Below are 17085 nucleotides of genomic sequence, written 5' to 3'. Positions count from 1 at the left end.
TTTCGACTCTGCAAGCTGTATGTCGACGAAATGGTGCTGGTAAACACCGATGCCATCTGTGCGGCGATCAAGGACGTCTTCGAGGATACACGCGCTGTGCTCGAACCCGCTGGTGCTCTCGCTGTGGCGGGCGCCAAGCAATATGCCGAGCGCAACAAGCTGAAAGACAAGACGCTGGTGGCCGTCGCATCTGGCGCCAATATGAACTTTGACCGCCTGCGTTTCGTTACCGAACGTGCCGAGGTCGGCGAGCAACGCGAGGCGGTTCTGGCCGTTAGCCTGCCCGAGAAGCCCGGCGCTTACAGGGAATTCCTGTCGTTGATCGGTGCGCGCAACATTACCGAATTCAATTACCGCTTCAACGACCACAAGGAAGCGCACGTATTTGTCGGGGTGCAGGTTGGCTCGCGCGCAGAGTCTCTGAAGCTCGTCGATCAACTGCGCAAGCATGGTTACGCAACGCTCGATCTGACCGACGATGAGATGGCCAAGTCGCACATCCGTCATCTGGTGGGCGGTCACTCGCCACAGGCCGGGCACGAGATGGTCTATCGTTTTGAATTTCCCGAACGTCCTGGCGCACTGATGAACTTCCTGAACCGGATGAGTTCCGGCTGGAACATCAGCCTGTTTCACTATCGCAACCACGGCGCCGATTACGGGCGCGTACTGGTCGGCATGCAGGTTCCGCCAGGCGAAATGGGCGAGTTCAGGAAATTCCTGAAAAACCTGGGGTATGCTCACTGGGATGAAACTGACAATCCGGCGTACAAGCTCTTTCTGGCCTGATTCAGATCCTCCCCGTATGAAAAGGCAGCTCCTGCATGAATTCGACGCCGCTTTTTGACTTTGATCGACCGATCGACCGCCGTGGCGGCGATTCGCTCAAGTGGAACAAGTATGCCGGCCGCGATGTGCTGCCGTTATGGGTGGCGGATATGGATTTTGCCGCGCCTCCGGCTCTCCTGGCAGCGCTCGAAAGAAGAATAGCCCACGGCTGCCTCGGTTATGCGGAACCCTGGCCGTCGCTGGTTGACTCGGTACTCGACTACCTGCAGCGCAAGTATGTCTGGACCATCGATCCGGAATGGCTGGTCTGGCTACCGGGGCTGGTTACGGGGCTGAATCTGGCCTGTCGCACGGTGGACGGGAGTGTCCTGACGGCGACACCGGTCTATCCTCCTTTTCTTTCGGCACCCCGTTTGTCCGGGAGAGAGCTGATGCGTGCGCCCTTGCGTCTGTCCGAGGGTTGCTGGGGTTGGGATTTTGGTGCGATGGAAGCGGCGCTTGCGCCCGATACCCGGCTTCTCCTGCTTTGTCATCCGCATAATCCGGTCGGTCGCGCCTGGGGCCAGGATGAATTGTCGGATCTGGCGGGGTTTTGCCAGCGCCACGATCTGATCGTTTGTTCCGATGAAATACACTGCGACCTGATTCTTGATGAGGGTCGTCAGCATACCCCGCTGGCGATGATCGATGCAGAGATTGCCCGCCGTTGCATCACGCTGATGGCACCGTCGAAGACCTACAATATTCCTGGTCTCGGGTGCGCGTTTGCAGTGATTGCCGATGCGGCTCTTCGCCGCCGTTTTACCGGAGTGATGCGCGGCATCGTACCCGACGTGAATGTTCTCGGCCTGACGGCCGCCGAGGCGGCCTATCGTGACTGTGAACAATGGCGCGCGGCGTTGATCAATGTGCTTCGCCGCAACCGCGAGCGGGTCGAAACGGCGGTATCCGCTATCCCCGGGCTATCCATGGCACATGTCGAAGCGACCTATCTGGCGTGGATCGATGCGCGCAGTCTTGGGGTAGCCGATCCAGCGGCATTTTTTGAAGCGGCGGGAGTCGGGCTTTCCAACGGCAGCGATTTCGGTTTGCCGGGCTGGGTGCGGCTCAATTTTGGCTGCGCCGGAGGCCATCTTGATTCGGCGCTTGATCGAATCAAGATGGCCTGTTCCGCTCGCCTGCCATGAGGAGAGCCGTACTCCCGGCAACTCGTCGCTGCGGGCTGTCGATGAATAATGCAACCGGTCTGCGTCCATTCAGTCGTACCACATTCATCCAGATAGACCGCGACTAAACATCGTCGGGGTTCATCACATAAAGGCTGACTAGGCGAGCGACCATGACCGCTAGATAGAGTTGGCCGATGATGGCTTGCACGACCGAAAGCGCACGCGCAATCTCGATTATTGGAAATATGTCGCCATAGCCAAGTGTGGTCTGAGTCACAAAGCTGAAATAGACTCCAGAATGCAGAGTGAACTGTTCACCCGCCGGCACACCGTAAGCGCCGGGCCATCCCTCTGCAATCGCAAAATGGAGAACACCGAAAACAAATCCGAACAGCAAATAGGCGCCCAATGCCGCGTACAGATGCTCCTTGCTGATCTTCTTCGAACTCATGGCGACACGTACGGCTTCAGCCGCTGCAAAGAAGCCCAGGAGGACTGTCGCGATCGTGGCTCCTGTCGTCAGTCCTTGCATATCTGCTGATCCGGCCGCTAATCGAATGGAGATCATGACCGAGAAAAACACCAGCAGCACGTGTGATATGTGACGGCTCTTGAAGCCAGCCAGCGCTGTCGCGAGGTTGGCTGACAGCAGGATGCCGAGCAGTAGATTGCTATGGAAACGCGCCAGCGTGATAAAAGGGGCAGCGAGCAGGGTAAACAGCAGGCTGTAGAACAAAATGGTATACCGGTGGCCAAACCAGTAGCTGAAGGCACGCCGTAGAGTGCGATGAATGCTGGGAGTCACTCTTCTAATGCCTCCGTGGATGGACCGGCAATACCCGGCGCGTCGTTTGCGCACAGTGGCTTGGTGGTCTCGTGGTTCGCGCGTTCCGATGCCCACTCCTTGGTTGACAACGAAGCCTCGTATTCATCTTTCTTTTCTGTTTCACTGATTAGACCAAACCAAGATTCCTGGTCACCATTGGAGCCTGGCCATTCCGCCCAAACTGGCCCAAGGATCACCTCGCGCTTGACCGCAACTCGGACAATGTAACGAAGATGCAATGCTGCTGGCAAGGAGAAAAACAGGGCGTTGGCGTTGCTTCACATCCCACGTTTTCTGTCATACACTGCCTGACTTGCGCGGCCTTGGTCATCATCGCAGAATGTACCATCAGGCTGAGGATGGAGCCGAGGCCTGCATCCCTTGGCGTCTTAGTGCCACGCTTTTTCCGACAGGAGTTACCCAGATGAAAAGAACCATTGCCGCAATATTCCTTGCCACGTACTTTCTCAGCGAGGCAGCTCTTGCAGCAACGCCACCCGCCGAGACCTCGGTGCCGGCAGTCATGGTCAGCGAGACAGTCAAGAGCGAAGCCAAGGTTGTCGCAATTGACCGGAAGACCAGGGTGGTAACCCTGAAGAGTTCTGCTGGCAAGGTGTTCGATGTGACGGCGGGCGATGCCGTGCAAAATTTCGCCCAGATCAAGCCGGGTGACGTCGTTGTCACCGAATTCACGCAGGCGCTCGCAATGAAGCTGAAGAAAAGCGCTGGCATCCGCGTTACCACGGAAATGGCCGATGCCAAACGTGCCGCGCCTGGCGAGAAGCCGGCTGGCGTAGTCGGGCGAGAGATCACCTTTGTCGCCGATGTCATTGGGGTTGATGCCAAGACAGGGCTGGTTACTCTCAAGGGTGCCAAAGGCAGGGTAGTCGACCTGAAGGTGCAGGATCCGCAGGTTCTTGCCGAGATCAAGAAAGGCGATCAGGTCGAGGGAACCTATATCGAAGCACTGGCTATTGTCGTAATGCCCGCCACACGTTAAGACTTTTCCAGCGGGCGGGATTCATTTGCATCCCGCTCGACTGCATGCCCTGTTGCGTGAGGGGAATCAGCGGGAACCCCGCGCTTCTACTGGCGAACGAATTCAACCTTGAAATTCGTGCCTTGTACAGCCTGATAGTAGTTGCCTGCCAATCGCTTGCTGTCCAGGTCATATTGCAAGGCGTAGTTTGAGCCGGGGTAATTGATATCGCGAAGTTCGATATACACCTGAAGCTTGCCATTCTTGTTCGTCCATTCGGCTCGCGCGACGTGGATCGGTCGCGGATTGTAGTAGTCGGCGTCCAGTTTGCCATCGGTCGAAGCGTGGCGCACTTCGATGATGTAGCCGCCATCGGCCCGCCTCCAGCGCCCGATCAGTTGAGCCTGAGTAGCGCTCGCAGCGATTGCGTCCTGCGATGTGGCGACAGGCGGTTCTGCGCCGAACGCGCTGTTCGACAACAACACCGCGGCACCAGAAATCACCGCGACTGCCAGCCCCACTATCTGCTTCTGTTGTGATGCCGTAGGCGTATTCCTCATGATGTTTTTCCCTTTGTTCCGAATGATCAAGATGCTTCCAATCGTGTCTGAGTTGCTCCCCAGCCCAAATATTAGTGTTTCGCCAAAGAATGCGCTCAAGAACGCCTGTTCCCTTGAAATCAATTCCAACCGTCAATACCAAACGGTATTTTAATGGTCGATCCAAGTTTCTCGATCTCTTGACTTGCGTGTATTGCCCTAAATACAACAGTTAATGATGAGTTTTGCCTTGACTGCCTGCTACGCCAAACAAAACGTGGCGATTTTGTTGGATAATCCGGACCTAAGCGCGCCGGTTCCTGAACCGGATGCCAGTCGGGCGCAATTCTTTCAAAGACGTGATTCGTAGAGGTAACCCGGAAAATGACTACAATATTTCGCAAAACGATAATCGCACTTGCCGTTTCCTGGCCGCTTGCTTCACAAGCCGGCGGTCTCTACCTCTATGAATTGGGCACCTCGGATCTTGGCTTTGCCGCAGCCGGCACGGCTGCACGCGCAGAGGACGCATCCACCGTATATGCGAATCCGGCCGGGATGACGCGTCTTCCCGGCAATCAACTGACGGTCGGTGTGCAGGCGCTGTACGGCAACGCCGAGTACAAGCTCAATCCGTCGAGCCGCCTGGAAGGAAGCAACCCCGGCAATGTCGTCGGCTGGTTACCTGGCGGCAGCTTGTTCTACAGCCACAGCATTGATGAGCGGCTCAAGCTCGGCGTTGGTGTTTACAGCAATTACGGGCTGGGTGAAGATTTCGGCAGCAGTTGGGCAGGCCGCAATGTGGTTGACGAAACGGCGCTCATCGCCGCGACGATTCAGCCGACCATTGCCTATCGTGTCAACGAGAAGTGGTCACTGGGCGCCGGTTTACAGGCCAATTACGGCTACATGATGCTGCAGCGCGTGCAGGCAGTTGGCGTGGGTGCCGGCACGAAACGCAAGCAGACTGATAGCGACTGGGCGTATTCCGGACGTTTTGGCGTGCTCTACGAGCCGTCCAAGTCGACCCGCATCGGGTTGGTTTATAACAGCCAGGCCGATCTGAACTTCAATGTGGATACTGCGGTAACCGTGACTCACCCTATCTCCAATGTGACACGCACGCATCGCCTGCCATTTGGCGCAGATACTTATATGCCGCAACAGATCATGGGCAGTGTCTATCAGCGGCTCAGCGATCGCTGGGCAATGATGGGTAACATTGGCTGGCAGGATTGGAGCAAGTTCGGCGACAACACGGTGACAGTCGGCGGCGCAACAGTGCCCAATACGATCGGATTCCAGGATACCTGGCACATCGCCTACGGAATGCAGTACACGCTGAACGAGCAGACCAGGATCAATACCGGTATTGCTTACGATACCAGCATGTACAAGAAACAGCACAACACCTCGTTCTTGATTCCTAATGCAGATACTTGGCGTTTCGGTGCGGGCGTCCAGCATGCACTGTCGGCGAAGTCTGATATTGGCTTTGCAGCGGAGTACGTTACCTCGGGCAGTAGTTCGGATCCGAGTACAGTCATCGGCGGTAAGTACGACAATCCGTATATTATCTTTATGTCGGCAAATTACACGTATCGGTTCTGAGGAGTTTTCTAACCCAACCGCTTCCCCCAGTCCGGGCGTGACGATTTGGCATGCCGAGTCCAGCCCCGGGTCTTAATAAAGACCCGGAACTTGGGCTTGATTACGTTTTAACGATCAACGTGGGACGACTCGAGCGCCGTCGCCGTTACCTTCGACATACACACGCTGACCTTTGAACAGGTTCGGATTGGTCGCTTGCGTCACCGATATCAGTACCCCGTTGGTCGTGCGTACGATGATCTGCTGGCCCGGTACAGGCTGGTCGTATTTCTTCTGGATTTCGTTGCCGGCGAACGCGCCGCCAACAGTGCCGAGTACCATGGCGACATCGCGGCCGGTTCCGGCGCCGATCAGACTGCCAAGCCCAAGGCCGGCAATGCCGCCAACAACGGCGCCGACCCCTGCATGATGACTGCTCTGCAACTGAACCGGGTTAATCTGTTCGATGATGCCTGTCCGGATGTCCATTTCACCGGGTTGTTGTCCGGGGGTCGCGCAAGCGGTAAGCATGACTGCCAGTGCCAATGCCGAAAGATAGGATGCAAATTTGTTGAACATAAGCCCTCCGTAATGGGTCGGTGGTCGTTTGCGGCAATACGATGACTGGAAGGAGCTTCAGAGCCACGATTCGAGCATTCCAGAAAACGGCAGCGCAACCGACCGGTTACACCTGACAAACAATCCAGCAAGTGGATTTCCGTTCGCATCCATGAGCTATGGAACGCTCGACGGCACTCCGGCTGCTGGTTGCAGCAGATGTCCAGAAAGTACCATTCGGGTCACTATGGGGCAAGCTATATCAGACTGCCTGGGGTGCCAGGGCTAGCTGTGGGCTCGAATCAAACTTCGGCTGATGTAGAATGGCGATTGCAAATTGCTCCTGAGTTGCTGCACAGGAGTCGATCTAGAAAGAGCATCCAGTTTCCCACGCTACAGAGAAATGTAAAGACCCCAAGGAGAATATACAAAAATGACTACTCACGACATTCTCTACCGTCTTTCCGAGACGCTCGCTGCGCGACGTCACGCTGATCCGGAAAAATCCTACGCCGCCAAGCTGTTTGCCGGAGGCCCCGACTCGATTCTGAAAAAGATTGGCGAGGAAAGTGCTGAGCTGATCATTGCCACCAAGGATGGCAAGCGACTGAATATCGTCAGGGAATCTGCCGACCTGATTTTCCACGTCCTTGTTCTGCTCGCCCATTTCGATATGAGCATAGAAGATGTTTCCCAGGAATTGCGGCGTCGCGAAGGGATTTCCGGGATCGACGAAAAGAACTCTCGGGCCCGCTAGATCATGGATAACTGCCTGTTCTGCAAGATTGCGCGCGGCGATATCCCTTCTCGCAAGGTGTACGAAGACGATGATGTCTTTGCATTCCACGATATCAATCCAGCGCGTCCGGTACACCTTCTGGTTATTCCTCGGCGCCACATTACTTCGCTGGCGACGGTGACAGAAGCGGATACCCCGGTTCTTGGCAGGATTCTCGCTGTCGCCAACCAGTTGGCTACCGAAAACGGCAGCCCGGACGGCTTTCGTGTCATCATCAACACGGGCCGCATCGGGCATCAGGAAGTGCAGCACCTGCATGCGCATGTCGTTGGCGGTCCCGACCCGGTCGGGCCGATGCTCAAACGCGTTTAGAGGAGATCAATCATGGGCACTTTCAGTATCTGGCATTGGCTGATCGTTCTGGTCATCGTTATGCTCGTATTCGGCACCAAGAAACTGCGCAATATTGGCACGGATCTCGGTGGCGCCGTGAAGGGCTTCAAAGAGGGTATGAAGGACGCTTCGGCAGAGAACAACCCGGCCGATGCGACTCCGCCACCGCAGGTCAACGGCGGACAGACCGTCGAGGGCGAGGTTAAGGAAAAGACCAAATCGTGAGTCGGAGCATCGATCGCAGTCCTTCCATCGCTTTTCCGCCGTGCATGCCTGACTGTTGATTGCGCGGCGCTCCTGCTAAATGTTCGACATTGCATTTTCCGAGCTGTTGATTATCGGCATCGTTGCACTGGTGGTTATCGGTCCTGAACGCCTGCCGAAAGTGGCACGTACGGTTGGGCATTTGCTCGGGCGCATGCAGCGGTACGTCAGTGACGTCAAATCCGATATCAGTCGCGAGATGAAACTCGACGAACTGAAGAAGCTGCGCGCCGAGGTTCAGGATTCGGCGCAGGATCTGCAACGTAGTATCACCGGCGAGATGAGGTCGGTCGAGCAATCCGTCAGCGAGACGGCGCGGAATATCACACAGGAGTTTTCGCCGACGGGGACACGCAGCGAGAACGATACCGGGACGCAGCCAGTCCCGCCGCTTGCCGACGGCGAGCCTGCCCGTCCCGCCCAGAAAACGTGAACGACGCATGAGCCCGTCGGAAGACTCCTTTCTCTCACATCTCTTCGAGTTGCGCGACCGCCTGATTCGGGTGCTGCTCGCTGTCGGGCTCGTTTTTGTCTGCCTGTTCCCGTGGGCGAAGGAGCTGTATGCGCTTCTCGCGCAGCCGCTTCTGGCATCGTTGCCGCAAGGCGGGCAGATGATAGCGACCGACGTCGTCGGCGTCTTTCTGGTACCGATGAAGGTGGCTCTGATGGTCGCCTTTCTCATCGCCTTGCCTTACGTTCTCTATCAAGTCTGGGCGTTCGTTGCGCCCGGCCTGTATTCTCACGAGAAAAGGCTGGCGTTGCCGCTTGTCGCAGCGAGCGTCGTGTTGTTCTTCGTCGGAATGTCATTTGCGTACTTCCTGGTGTTTCCGACGGTGTTTGGCTTCATGGCCAAGGTCGCGCCGGAGGGCGTCGCCTGGATGACGGATATCGAAAAGTATCTGTCCTTCGTGATGACTACCTTTATTGCGTTCGGCGTCACTTTCGAGGTGCCGATAGTAGTCATCGTCCTCGTCCGGATGCGCATCGTGCCACTGGTCACCCTAAAGGAATGGCGTCCGTATGTGATTGTCGGAGCATTCGTGGTCGCTGCCGTCTTTACGCCGCCCGACGTGATTTCGCAGCTTATGCTCGCCATTCCGCTGTGTCTGCTCTTTGAGCTTGGGTTGCTGATGGCGCGTTTCATCAGCCCGCCGGACGTTGAATTGTCAGGCTCTGGGCAGAGTTCGGACAAAGGCTGACGTGTTCATTCGCGCTCACGCTTGAGTTGCGGCCGTATTCCGATACGGATGGACGTGTCGAAAAGCGTTTTCTGACGACGTAGTTTGAACGGCACCAGATTGCCTGGTTTTTGCGCGGCTATCAGGTCAAGCATGGCCTGCGGATCCTTGACGGACTTTCCATCCACCACCAACAGGATATCGCCCGGCTTGATGCCGCCTGCGTCCGCGGGACTGCCACGCTGAACACCAGCGATAAGTGCGCCTTCAATGCTGGGGAGACCAAAGGACTCGGCGAGTTCCTGAGTGATCTGCTGCACTTCGACACCAATCCAGCCGCGCGTCACGGTTCCGGTCTGGATGATTTGCTCCATTACGTTTTTGGCGGTAGATATCGGGATGGCGAAACCGATGCCGAGCGAGCCGCCAGAGCGCGAGTAGATCGCAGAGTTGATGCCAATCAAATTCCCCTGGCTATCGATCAGGGCACCACCCGAATTTCCTGGGTTGATCGCTGCATCCGTCTGGATGAAGTTCTCGAAGGTATTGATGCCCAAGTGCGAACGTCCGAGTGCCGAGACAATCCCCATCGTTACCGTCTGCCCAACCCCGAAGGGATTGCCAATAGCAAGAACGACGTCGCCGACGCCAACGGTATCCATCTGGCCGAGGGTGATGGCCGGGAACTTGGGCTCTGGTGAATGTTCCGGTGCGATCTGCAAGACGGCGAGATCCGACTCGGGGTCGCCGCCGACCAGGCGGGCATTCAGATTTCGCCCGTCGATCATGGCCACTTCAATCTGGTCCGCTCCATCGACGACATGAAAATTTGTGAGGATGTAACCACTGGGGCTGACAATGACACCCGAGCCCAGCCCCGATTTGGTTTGACCGTCGGCTTCCGGGCGTTCGCCAAAAAAGTGCCGGAAAATCGGGTCGTCGATCAGTGGGTGGCGCGGCATTCTGATCTTCTGCGAGGTGAAGATATGTACGATGGAAGGCAGCGCTTTCCTGGCGGCATCACGGTAGGAACCCGTGCCGATGAGCGGTTCGCCTCCGGTTGACGATTCCTTCAAGGCGACAATGCTGGTCCCGTTGTGGATTGGTTTGCCCAGCCATTCGGGCTTGAGCGTGCTGACGACGAAAAGAATGGCAAGACCTGCCGTAACGGTTTGTGCAAAAATCAGCCAGAGTCTGCGCATGGGAAATCGGATCTGAAAGAAGACAACGGAGAAAGGAAGTTTCGGATGAAACGTGAAGAATTGACACGCTATCTGGACGAACTGCTGGAATCGGGAAGTTTCAAGGATTATTGCCCAAACGGCCTGCAAGTGGAAGGTCGTGCCGAGGTGCAGCGCATTGTTGCCGGTGTTACTGCCAGTCAGGCACTGGTCGATGCGGCGATTGCATCCGCGGCTGACGCCATTCTCGTGCATCATGGCTGGTTCTGGCGGGGCGAAGATGGCCGCGTGACCGGTTTTCGCAAGGCGCGCATGCAGGCGCTGCTGATGCACGACATCAACTTGATTGCTTACCACTTGCCGCTGGATGGCCATGTCGAATTCGGCAACAATGCGCAACTGGCAAAAGAACTTGGCTGGACTGTCGAAGGGCGCTTCGGCGAGCAGGCTATTGGCTGGCGCGGCTGCCTGTCGGCGCCGACGCCGTTAACGGAATTGGCGCAAACCATCACCAAGGTATTGCGCCGTGCACCTCAAGTGATTTCCGGCAGGGATGACTGCGATCAGCCGGTGTGCCGCATCGCCTGGTGTTCGGGAGGGGCGCAAAATCTTTTCGAGCAGGCGATTGACCAGGGCGTCGATGCGTATCTGTCCGGTGAAATTTCCGAGCAGAATGTGCACCTCGCGCGTGAGTCGGGCGTCGCCTACATCGCTGCCGGACACCATGCCACGGAGCGTTTTGGCGTGCAGGCCCTGGCGGCACACCTGGGAGAACGCTTTGGCCTGACGTGCGAGTTCGTCGATATCGATAATCCGGTTTGAACATTTCTTAGGGAGCACTCATGAGCTATGTATTTCCGCCTGCGCCGCAGGTCGTTCTTCCGGTGGCTAGCAGCACCGATGTTTTTCCGGTGCGTCGCGTCTATTGCGTCGGGCGCAATTACGCGGACCATGCGGCCGAAATGGGCGCCGACAGCCGCGAGCCGCCGTTCTTCTTCAGCAAACCAGCGGATGCGCTGGTTCCCGGTGGTGGCGAGGTAACCTATCCACCGATGACCGACAATCTTCAGCATGAGGTTGAGCTGGTCGTCGCGCTAGGTAAAGGCGGCTCCAATATCCCGCTCGACCAGGCTCTTGATTGCGTCTTTGGCTACGCCATCGGTTTTGATCTGACCCGGCGGGATCTTCAGTATCAAGCCAAGGACAAAGGGCATCCCTGGGACATGGGCAAGGGGTTTGATCAAGGCGGTCCGATCAGCGCTCTTAGGCCCGCCGGCAAGGTGGGTCATCCGGAAAAGGGGGGCATCTGGCTCAAGGTCAACGGCGAATCAAGGCAGAGCGGCGACTTGTCACAGATGACCTGGAAGGTCGCTGAAGTGATTGCCAATCTCTCCAGCTATATAGCTCTCATGCCGGGCGATCTGATATTCACCGGGACACCGGCAGGCGTTTCGACCGTAGTGCGCGGTGACGTGCTTGAGGGCGGTATCGAAGGACTGGGTGAGCTGAAGATCACGCTGGTTTAGTGCCGGCTAGTTGCAAGAGGACCGGCTAGTGTTGCGAGAGTAGCTGCCGATAGTGGTCTTTGACCAACTGCCGCAGGGACGCATGCAGGTCGGCTTCACTCGCATGGCCGTACTGTCTGTATAGATCGGCAGCAAGGTTCCGGAATACCGAAACCAGTTGCGGGTCGAAGTGGCAGCCTGCCTCTTTCGAAAGCCGGGCCAGCGCCTCATCAACCGGCCAGGCGTCCTTGTAGGGACGACTTGAGGTCAGCGCGTCGAATACATCGACAATGGCGAAGATGCGGGCCTCAAGGGGGATTTCCTCGCCGCGCAGCCCTTTCATGTAGCCGCTACCGTCGTACTTCTCGTGATGATACTTGATGACATCGTGCGTGGCGTGAAGCCACTCGGACGTCTGGATGATGCCGATCCCCAGTTGCACGTGGGTGTGCATGATTGCCACCTCTTCGTCGTTCAATTCCGTCGGTTTGAGCAGGATGTCGTCCCGAATGCCGATTTTCCCGACGTCGTGCAAGAAGGCGCCAAGGATGAGCGCACGCATATCGACCTTATCGGTGCCGACAGCTTCGCCCAGGCGAATCGCATAAAGCGTCACGCGGTAGTTATGGCTGCCGGTGTTCGAGTCGCGCTTGGCAATGGCGGCCCCCAGCACGGTGACGATTTCCAGGTTTCCCTTGGTTACCTGGTCGGAAAAACGGATGACTCGGCGGCTCAGAGTAATGATCACGGGATAGAGAAGCAGCGACGTACACAAGACGCACAACAACGAAATCAGGAGCAGTCGATGCAAGTCGCGATCAAGGCGCGCAAGTTCTTCGGCGGGGATCACGAAAACCCCCTCAAAGTAGCCAGCGGCGCTGCCTGTCGAGCTTCTCAGCGGCACCTGTATCTGCACCACCGTTTCACCATCGATCGCGAGCTTCTTGTAGTGATGAGCACCGTCTCTTGGAAAGGTGAATTTCAACTTTGGCAGTAGTGCCGCGATGTGTGCGTAGGCCGGGTTGGCGACGTCGAACAGCTTGTTGCCTTCGTAGTCGTAGCCTTTCATCACCACAAAGTACTTGCTGGCAAATTCGAGCGCTTTTTGTCGCAAGGCCTCCAGCTCGCCCGGTGTCATGCCTTTGGTGTCTATGCCTTCAGGGGAAAAGCGCTGCGATTCGGTCGAGGCGAATGCGATGACGGCATTGTCAATTCGATTCGACTCGACGATGTAGATGGTTGCCCCGGTCAGGAGCGAAACGATCAGCCAGGCCAGAACAAGACGTTGGATGACAATGCGATTGATATCGAGCATGCGGCTTCCGTGTTTCAAGGAGCGCCGGCGTGCAACCGGCCCCAACTTTTCGCCGGGTATACTGCCACGAAAGCCAGCGCAAGTCGCTCGCGCAAACGTGGGACACGACAATTTCGTACGTACCCATTCGTACAAAGCAGAAATGGAATAGGCTGTCCGAACCCCTGTTTACAACGAGTCCGTCAATGTTCATCCACCAGTCCCGGCTGATTCTGCTGCACGCAGCGCCAATGCTGATTGCCCAGCTCGCTTCGATGGGCATGATGGTGATCGACACGGTGTTGCTCGGGCATTACGGAGCCGAGGATCTTGCCGCTGTGGCCGTTGGCGGCGGGATATACATTGCAGTGATTTTCGCATTCACCGGCATCCTGCAGTCGGTATCGCCGACGGTTGCCCATCTCAAGGGTGCGGGGCGCGATGATGAAATCGCCGGCGTCTTGCAACAAGCCTTCTGGCTGGCGCTGTTGCTCGCCATTCCGGGTGTGCTGTTCTTGCATTTCCCGGACGCGTTGCTGGCACTGTCGGATATCGAGCCGGAGCTCGAATACAAAGCGCGCGGCTATCTGGCCATGTTGGCGTGGGGAATGCCCGCTGCGCTGCTCTATCGCACCTTTTACGCTTTTTGCAACGCGCTTGGCCGTCCGCGTCCCCTGATGCTGATCTCACTGGGCAGCACCCTGTTGCATGGCGTTTTGGCCTGGTTGCTGGTGACCGGAGCGCTTGGTGGCGAGGGCCTTGGCGCACTGGGCTGCGGCGTTTCGAATGCCCTGGTCGGATGGTTCGCGCTGTTCTGCAGCGCGGCTTACATGGTGTTTGGCAAGTTTCTGGCGCCCTATGGTCTGCTCGGCAGTTGGCAAAGGCCACGCCTCGGGATGTTGCGAGAATTGCTGCGGATCGGGCTGCCCATGGGTTTGTCCAGCTTTGTCGAGATATCGGCCTTCACGTTGATCGCACTTTTCGTCGCGCAGATGGGGGCGACGGTGGTTGCCGGGCATCGGGTCGTCGCCAATCTGGCGGCCATCTGCTACATGCTGCCCTTGGCGTTGTCCATTGCCACACTGGCGCAGGTAGGGCAAGCGGCGGGGGCACGCGACTGGCGGCGGGCAGAGGCATCGATCAGCGCCGGCCTGCTGCTCGCAGGCGGTTTGTCGACAATTCTTGGCCTTGTCTTATGGTGGTACGCCCGGCCGCTTGTGGAAGCCTATACCAGCGATCCCGCGGTTCGGCTCGTGGCACTGTCGTTGATTGGCTACGTGGCGATCTACCAGGTGTTTGATGCGCTGCAGACCGTTGCGGCCTATTCGCTACGCGGCTACAAGATCACCTTTGTGCCGATGCTGATACACATCGCCTGCTTCTGGGTGGTTGGCCTGTTCGGCGGCTGGTGGCTGGCTTTCCGCACGGCCAGCCCGATGGGCGTTGCCGGTTTCTGGCTTGGATCGTTGGCCAGTCTGGTGCTGGCTGCGGTGTTGCTCGGTAGCGTGCTGTGGCGGGCGGTACGCTTGGTGCGTGATTAGTGTCGATAGGCCGTTGGTGTTGGCTGCGATATCGGAAACCGTTCGCTGGCTTGTCGTTCAGATTCCCAGCCAGCGCCGCCGTAAGTTATTGGGACGCGCGTCGGCGACCAGCCTGGCCATGTCGTCTTGAGATCGATCGAGCCGGACCCTGAATTCCTTCAGTTCGTCACGCCGGAAGGCGTGCACTTTGACGGTATCGCCGGGCTGGCAACGGGTGAGGAGCTTGTCGATGTTCGTGGACGCAACGCGCAAGTCATTAATGGCCAGCAGGACGTCGCCGGCGGAGAGCCCGGCCCGCTGCGCGGCGCTGTCGTCGTATACCGTTGTCAGCTTGAGCTGGCCCCCTTCATCGGCGGTCTTTACGCCAAACGAAGGCGTTTCCGCCGCCACCCACTCGAGCTTCAGGCCGAAGGTCGCCAGAAGCTTTTTCAGCGGCAATTCACCGGTGCCGTGCACCGCAGCCGAAAAGAAACGCTTCAGATTGAGTCCGGAGCATTCTTCGGCGATCAGCCGGATATCTTCCTCGCCGACGCCAATTCCGGTTTTCCCGTGGCGTTGCCAGAGCGCGCGCATGATGTCATCGAGCGATATTGCCCCGTTGGTCTTGTTGCGCAGCGTGAGATCGAGGGCAAGCGCGACCAGCGCGCCTTTGGCGTAGTAGCTGACGACCGCATTCGGGGTATTTTCGTCCGGCCGATAGAATTTGTTCCAGGCATCGAAGCTTGATTCGGCCAGGGTCTGTCGCCGGCGGCCGGGACCGCGCTGAACGTTGCTGATCGTTTTCGCCAGGAGTTCGAGCCAGTCCTGGAGCTCGATGGCGCCGCAACGCAGGAGGGCCAGATCGTCGTAGTAGGACGTTATGCCCTCAAAAGCCCAGAGCAAGGTCGTGTAATTCTCGCGGTCGAGGTCGTATGGCGTGAAGGCCGCGGGTCTGATGCGCTTTACGTTCCAGGTATGGAAATATTCGTGGCTGCACAGGCCGAGAAACGTGCGATAGCCCTCGCTCATCTTCTTCATGCCGCGCCACGGCAAGTCGTTGCGCGAGCACAGCAGGGCGGTCGAGGCACGATGCTCCAGACCGCCATAAGCGTCGCCGACTGCGGTGATGAGAAAGACGTAGCGGGGCATCGGCGCCGGCTCACCAAAGAAGCGAATCTGCCATTCGCAGATGCGTTTGAGGTCGGCGGTCAGACGCTGCATGTCGCAATCGTGTTGCCCGGTGATCGCTATCTCGTGCGGGATTCCACGCGCAACAAAACGCGCGAGAGCAAAGCGACCCATCTCGACCGGATGGTCGATCAATTCGTCGTAACTGGCGGCACGGTAAAGGCCATAACCATGCCGCTTCGCGCAATGCTGCTCGCCGTGCGCCGGTTCCAATGCCGTGGCTATGCGCCAATCCTTGAAGGCCTCGCCTGCCGGTGGCTGGATGTCGATCAGGCAGGGGAGTTCTTCCTGCCCAAGAACGCGCAGGAATACGCTGGTGCCGTTAAAAAAGGCATGGGTCTCGTCGAGGTGCGCGCCGCGAACCGAAAGGTCCCACGCATAGACCTCACAGGTGACGGTAATCGACTCGCCATGCTTCAGCCGTGCAGCCTGCCAGGTGTGTTTGTCCAGTTTTGTCAGGCTTACCGGCCTGCTACCCGACACGGCGCGGATGGCGACAATGTGCCGCGCAAAGTCGCGTATCAGGTAGCTGCCGGGAATCCAGGCCGGGAGGGAGAAGCACTGGCCGGTCGGGTCGGGCGACGCGACGGTGCAACGCCCCTCGAAAGTGTGCGCATGCACGCTCAAGGGACGAATGGAATACCGGATCGCCGCGTTGTTCATTCGCAAATGTGCAGGGATGATGACTGGCGGATTGTACTGTCAATACTGAGCGAACAGGTTTCGTCAAAACAGCCTTCTCTTTTGTGCTAGAATCGGCCAATGCATTCAGGTACGTAACGTACTGATTTGCCATCCCGGGATTTTCAATGCCACTTCCTACTCCTAGCGCAAAACGCGTCCGCATGCATCAGCGTAGCGTCAAGTTCGAGGGTTTCAAGCGTGCGGATGGCTTATGGGACATTGAAGCGCGCCTGGTGGATACGAAGGATCATGATTTTCCGCTGTCGTCCGGTCTGATCAGGCCGGGTCAGGCGGTGCACGACATGTCGGTGCGGATAACGATCGACAGCAAGAAGACAATTCTAGAGGCGGCGACGTGTGCCGATGCAGCGCCCTACCCGGGCTATTGCGACACCAACCCGCCGGACTACTCGAAGATTGTCGGCTTGAATCTGTTCAAGGGTTTTCTGAAAGCTGTCAAGGATATGTTCGGTATGACGCGAGGTTGCGCGCACATGAGCGAACTGCTGATGTTTCTGCCAACCGTTGCGTTGCAGACGCTGGCCGGTGAAGCGGTTGATGAGCACGACAGCGAACATAAGCCCTTTCAGCTTGATCGATGTCACGCACTGGTTTCGCATTCGGAAACGGTTCAGCGCTATTACCCGCGCTGGTATCGCAACCAGAACCCCGGGTAGGGGATCCTGCCT

At 57.6% G+C, this 17085-nt stretch carries 19 protein-coding genes; 13 read left to right on the top strand and 6 right to left on the bottom strand.

The window, feature by feature from the left end:
* Both ilvA and PROAA_RS10415 read left to right on the top strand, forming a co-directional pair.
* The coding region (gene ilvA, locus PROAA_RS10420; protein ID WP_186411277.1) for a threonine ammonia-lyase, biosynthetic at nt 1-789 on the top strand (789 nt) is incomplete at its 5' end.
* A gap of 35 nt (nt 790-824) precedes the next feature.
* Complete coding sequence (locus PROAA_RS10415; RefSeq protein WP_186411276.1) at nt 825-1976, top strand: MalY/PatB family protein; 1152 nt, start codon at nt 825-827, stop codon at nt 1974-1976.
* A gap of 103 nt (nt 1977-2079) precedes the next feature.
* On the opposite strand, the gene PROAA_RS10410 is transcribed toward PROAA_RS10415, so the two are convergent.
* The gene (locus PROAA_RS10410) at nt 2080-2763 is read right to left on the bottom strand and encodes a potassium channel family protein (protein WP_186411275.1); all 684 of its coding nucleotides are present in this window, start codon (nt 2761-2763) and stop codon (nt 2080-2082) included.
* A 445-nt stretch (nt 2764-3208) separates the two neighbouring features.
* Here PROAA_RS10410 and PROAA_RS10405 point away from each other — a divergent pair, with 445 nt between their 5' ends.
* On the top strand, nt 3209-3784 hold the full coding sequence (locus PROAA_RS10405) for a hypothetical protein (protein WP_186411274.1): 576 nt from the start codon (nt 3209-3211) through the stop codon (nt 3782-3784).
* An 86-nt stretch (nt 3785-3870) separates the two neighbouring features.
* Here the strand turns inward: PROAA_RS10405 and PROAA_RS10400 are convergent, their stop codons facing one another.
* Entirely contained in the window at nt 3871-4323 is a 453-nt protein-coding gene (locus PROAA_RS10400) for a hypothetical protein (protein WP_186411273.1), read from the bottom strand.
* A gap of 363 nt (nt 4324-4686) precedes the next feature.
* On the opposite strand from PROAA_RS10400, the gene PROAA_RS10395 reads away from it, so the two are divergent.
* A complete protein-coding gene (locus PROAA_RS10395; protein ID WP_186411272.1) occupies nt 4687-5913 on the top strand; it encodes an OmpP1/FadL family transporter in 1227 nt (408 codons plus the stop codon).
* A 114-nt stretch (nt 5914-6027) separates the two neighbouring features.
* On the opposite strand, the gene PROAA_RS10390 is transcribed toward PROAA_RS10395, so the two are convergent.
* Complete coding sequence (locus PROAA_RS10390; protein ID WP_186411271.1) at nt 6028-6471, bottom strand: outer membrane lipoprotein; 444 nt, start codon at nt 6469-6471, stop codon at nt 6028-6030.
* Nucleotides 6472-6883: 412 nt separating this feature from the next.
* Here PROAA_RS10390 and PROAA_RS10385 point away from each other — a divergent pair, with 412 nt between their 5' ends.
* The 5 genes from PROAA_RS10385 (at nt 6884) to tatC (ending at nt 9045) form a co-directional block, all read left to right on the top strand.
* Nucleotides 6884-7207, top strand: coding sequence for a phosphoribosyl-ATP diphosphatase (locus PROAA_RS10385; protein WP_186411270.1), 324 nt, complete (start codon nt 6884-6886; stop codon nt 7205-7207).
* Between the two features lie 3 nt (nt 7208-7210).
* Nucleotides 7211-7561, top strand: a complete 351-nt coding sequence (locus tag PROAA_RS10380; RefSeq protein WP_186411269.1) for a histidine triad nucleotide-binding protein — start codon at nt 7211-7213, stop codon at nt 7559-7561.
* 12 nt (nt 7562-7573) lie between these two features.
* Nucleotides 7574-7807, top strand: coding sequence for a Sec-independent protein translocase subunit TatA (gene tatA, locus PROAA_RS10375; RefSeq protein WP_186411268.1), 234 nt, complete (start codon nt 7574-7576; stop codon nt 7805-7807).
* A 79-nt stretch (nt 7808-7886) separates the two neighbouring features.
* Nucleotides 7887-8279, top strand: coding sequence for a Sec-independent protein translocase protein TatB (gene tatB, locus PROAA_RS10370; protein WP_186411267.1), 393 nt, complete (start codon nt 7887-7889; stop codon nt 8277-8279).
* 7 nt (nt 8280-8286) lie between these two features.
* The gene (gene tatC / locus PROAA_RS10365; RefSeq protein ID WP_186411266.1) at nt 8287-9045 is read left to right on the top strand and encodes a twin-arginine translocase subunit TatC; all 759 of its coding nucleotides are present in this window, start codon (nt 8287-8289) and stop codon (nt 9043-9045) included.
* Nucleotides 9046-9050: 5 nt separating this feature from the next.
* On the opposite strand, the gene PROAA_RS10360 is transcribed toward tatC, so the two are convergent.
* The gene (locus PROAA_RS10360) at nt 9051-10226 is read right to left on the bottom strand and encodes a trypsin-like peptidase domain-containing protein (RefSeq protein WP_186411265.1); all 1176 of its coding nucleotides are present in this window, start codon (nt 10224-10226) and stop codon (nt 9051-9053) included.
* A gap of 45 nt (nt 10227-10271) precedes the next feature.
* On the opposite strand from PROAA_RS10360, the gene PROAA_RS10355 reads away from it, so the two are divergent.
* Nucleotides 10272-11027: a Nif3-like dinuclear metal center hexameric protein gene (locus tag PROAA_RS10355; RefSeq protein ID WP_186411264.1), complete on the top strand. Its 756-nt coding sequence runs from the start codon at nt 10272-10274 to the stop codon at nt 11025-11027.
* A 20-nt stretch (nt 11028-11047) separates the two neighbouring features.
* On the top strand, nt 11048-11731 hold the full coding sequence (locus PROAA_RS10350; protein WP_186411263.1) for a fumarylacetoacetate hydrolase family protein: 684 nt from the start codon (nt 11048-11050) through the stop codon (nt 11729-11731).
* Nucleotides 11732-11756: 25 nt separating this feature from the next.
* Here the strand turns inward: PROAA_RS10350 and PROAA_RS10345 are convergent, their stop codons facing one another.
* Complete coding sequence (locus tag PROAA_RS10345) at nt 11757-13025, bottom strand: HD-GYP domain-containing protein (protein ID WP_186411262.1); 1269 nt, start codon at nt 13023-13025, stop codon at nt 11757-11759.
* A gap of 185 nt (nt 13026-13210) precedes the next feature.
* On the opposite strand from PROAA_RS10345, the gene PROAA_RS10340 reads away from it, so the two are divergent.
* Nucleotides 13211-14545, top strand: coding sequence for an MATE family efflux transporter (locus tag PROAA_RS10340; RefSeq protein WP_186411261.1), 1335 nt, complete (start codon nt 13211-13213; stop codon nt 14543-14545).
* Nucleotides 14546-14602: 57 nt separating this feature from the next.
* On the opposite strand, the gene PROAA_RS10335 is transcribed toward PROAA_RS10340, so the two are convergent.
* The gene (locus PROAA_RS10335; protein WP_186411260.1) at nt 14603-16375 is read right to left on the bottom strand and encodes a M61 family metallopeptidase; all 1773 of its coding nucleotides are present in this window, start codon (nt 16373-16375) and stop codon (nt 14603-14605) included.
* Nucleotides 16376-16521: 146 nt separating this feature from the next.
* Here PROAA_RS10335 and PROAA_RS10330 point away from each other — a divergent pair, with 146 nt between their 5' ends.
* Entirely contained in the window at nt 16522-17073 is a 552-nt protein-coding gene (locus PROAA_RS10330; RefSeq protein ID WP_186411259.1) for a DUF2889 domain-containing protein, read from the top strand.
* Nucleotides 17074-17085 lie beyond the last annotated feature (12 nt).

Source organism: Candidatus Propionivibrio aalborgensis (assembly GCF_900089945.1).
GTDB classification, from domain to species: Bacteria; Pseudomonadota; Gammaproteobacteria; order Burkholderiales; family Rhodocyclaceae; genus Propionivibrio; species Propionivibrio aalborgensis.
This window is presented reverse-complemented; position numbering and strand designations above follow the sequence as displayed.

Excerpts from the sequence above, each read along its gene's own strand:
- PROAA_RS10385 (WP_186411270.1), top strand. The coding sequence starts at position 6,884 with ATGACTACTCACGACATTCTCTACCGTCTTTCCGAGACGCTCGCTGCG.
- PROAA_RS10380 (WP_186411269.1), top strand. The coding sequence starts at position 7,211 with ATGGATAACTGCCTGTTCTGCAAGATTGCGCGCGGCGATATCCCTTCT.
- PROAA_RS10395 (WP_186411272.1), top strand. The coding sequence starts at position 4,687 with ATGACTACAATATTTCGCAAAACGATAATCGCACTTGCCGTTTCCTGG.
- PROAA_RS10415 (WP_186411276.1), top strand. The coding sequence starts at position 825 with ATGAATTCGACGCCGCTTTTTGACTTTGATCGACCGATCGACCGCCGT.
- PROAA_RS10330 (WP_186411259.1), top strand. The coding sequence starts at position 16,522 with ATGCCACTTCCTACTCCTAGCGCAAAACGCGTCCGCATGCATCAGCGT.
- PROAA_RS10360 (WP_186411265.1), bottom strand. The coding sequence starts at position 10,226 with ATGCGCAGACTCTGGCTGATTTTTGCACAAACCGTTACGGCAGGTCTT.
- PROAA_RS10335 (WP_186411260.1), bottom strand. The coding sequence starts at position 16,375 with ATGAACAACGCGGCGATCCGGTATTCCATTCGTCCCTTGAGCGTGCAT.
- tatA (WP_186411268.1), top strand. The coding sequence starts at position 7,574 with ATGGGCACTTTCAGTATCTGGCATTGGCTGATCGTTCTGGTCATCGTT.
- PROAA_RS10400 (WP_186411273.1), bottom strand. The coding sequence starts at position 4,323 with ATGAGGAATACGCCTACGGCATCACAACAGAAGCAGATAGTGGGGCTG.
- PROAA_RS10390 (WP_186411271.1), bottom strand. The coding sequence starts at position 6,471 with ATGTTCAACAAATTTGCATCCTATCTTTCGGCATTGGCACTGGCAGTC.
- PROAA_RS10355 (WP_186411264.1), top strand. The coding sequence starts at position 10,272 with ATGAAACGTGAAGAATTGACACGCTATCTGGACGAACTGCTGGAATCG.
- PROAA_RS10340 (WP_186411261.1), top strand. The coding sequence starts at position 13,211 with ATGTTCATCCACCAGTCCCGGCTGATTCTGCTGCACGCAGCGCCAATG.
- tatC (WP_186411266.1), top strand. The coding sequence starts at position 8,287 with ATGAGCCCGTCGGAAGACTCCTTTCTCTCACATCTCTTCGAGTTGCGC.
- tatB (WP_186411267.1), top strand. The coding sequence starts at position 7,887 with ATGTTCGACATTGCATTTTCCGAGCTGTTGATTATCGGCATCGTTGCA.
- PROAA_RS10405 (WP_186411274.1), top strand. The coding sequence starts at position 3,209 with ATGAAAAGAACCATTGCCGCAATATTCCTTGCCACGTACTTTCTCAGC.
- PROAA_RS10350 (WP_186411263.1), top strand. The coding sequence starts at position 11,048 with ATGAGCTATGTATTTCCGCCTGCGCCGCAGGTCGTTCTTCCGGTGGCT.
- PROAA_RS10345 (WP_186411262.1), bottom strand. The coding sequence starts at position 13,025 with ATGCTCGATATCAATCGCATTGTCATCCAACGTCTTGTTCTGGCCTGG.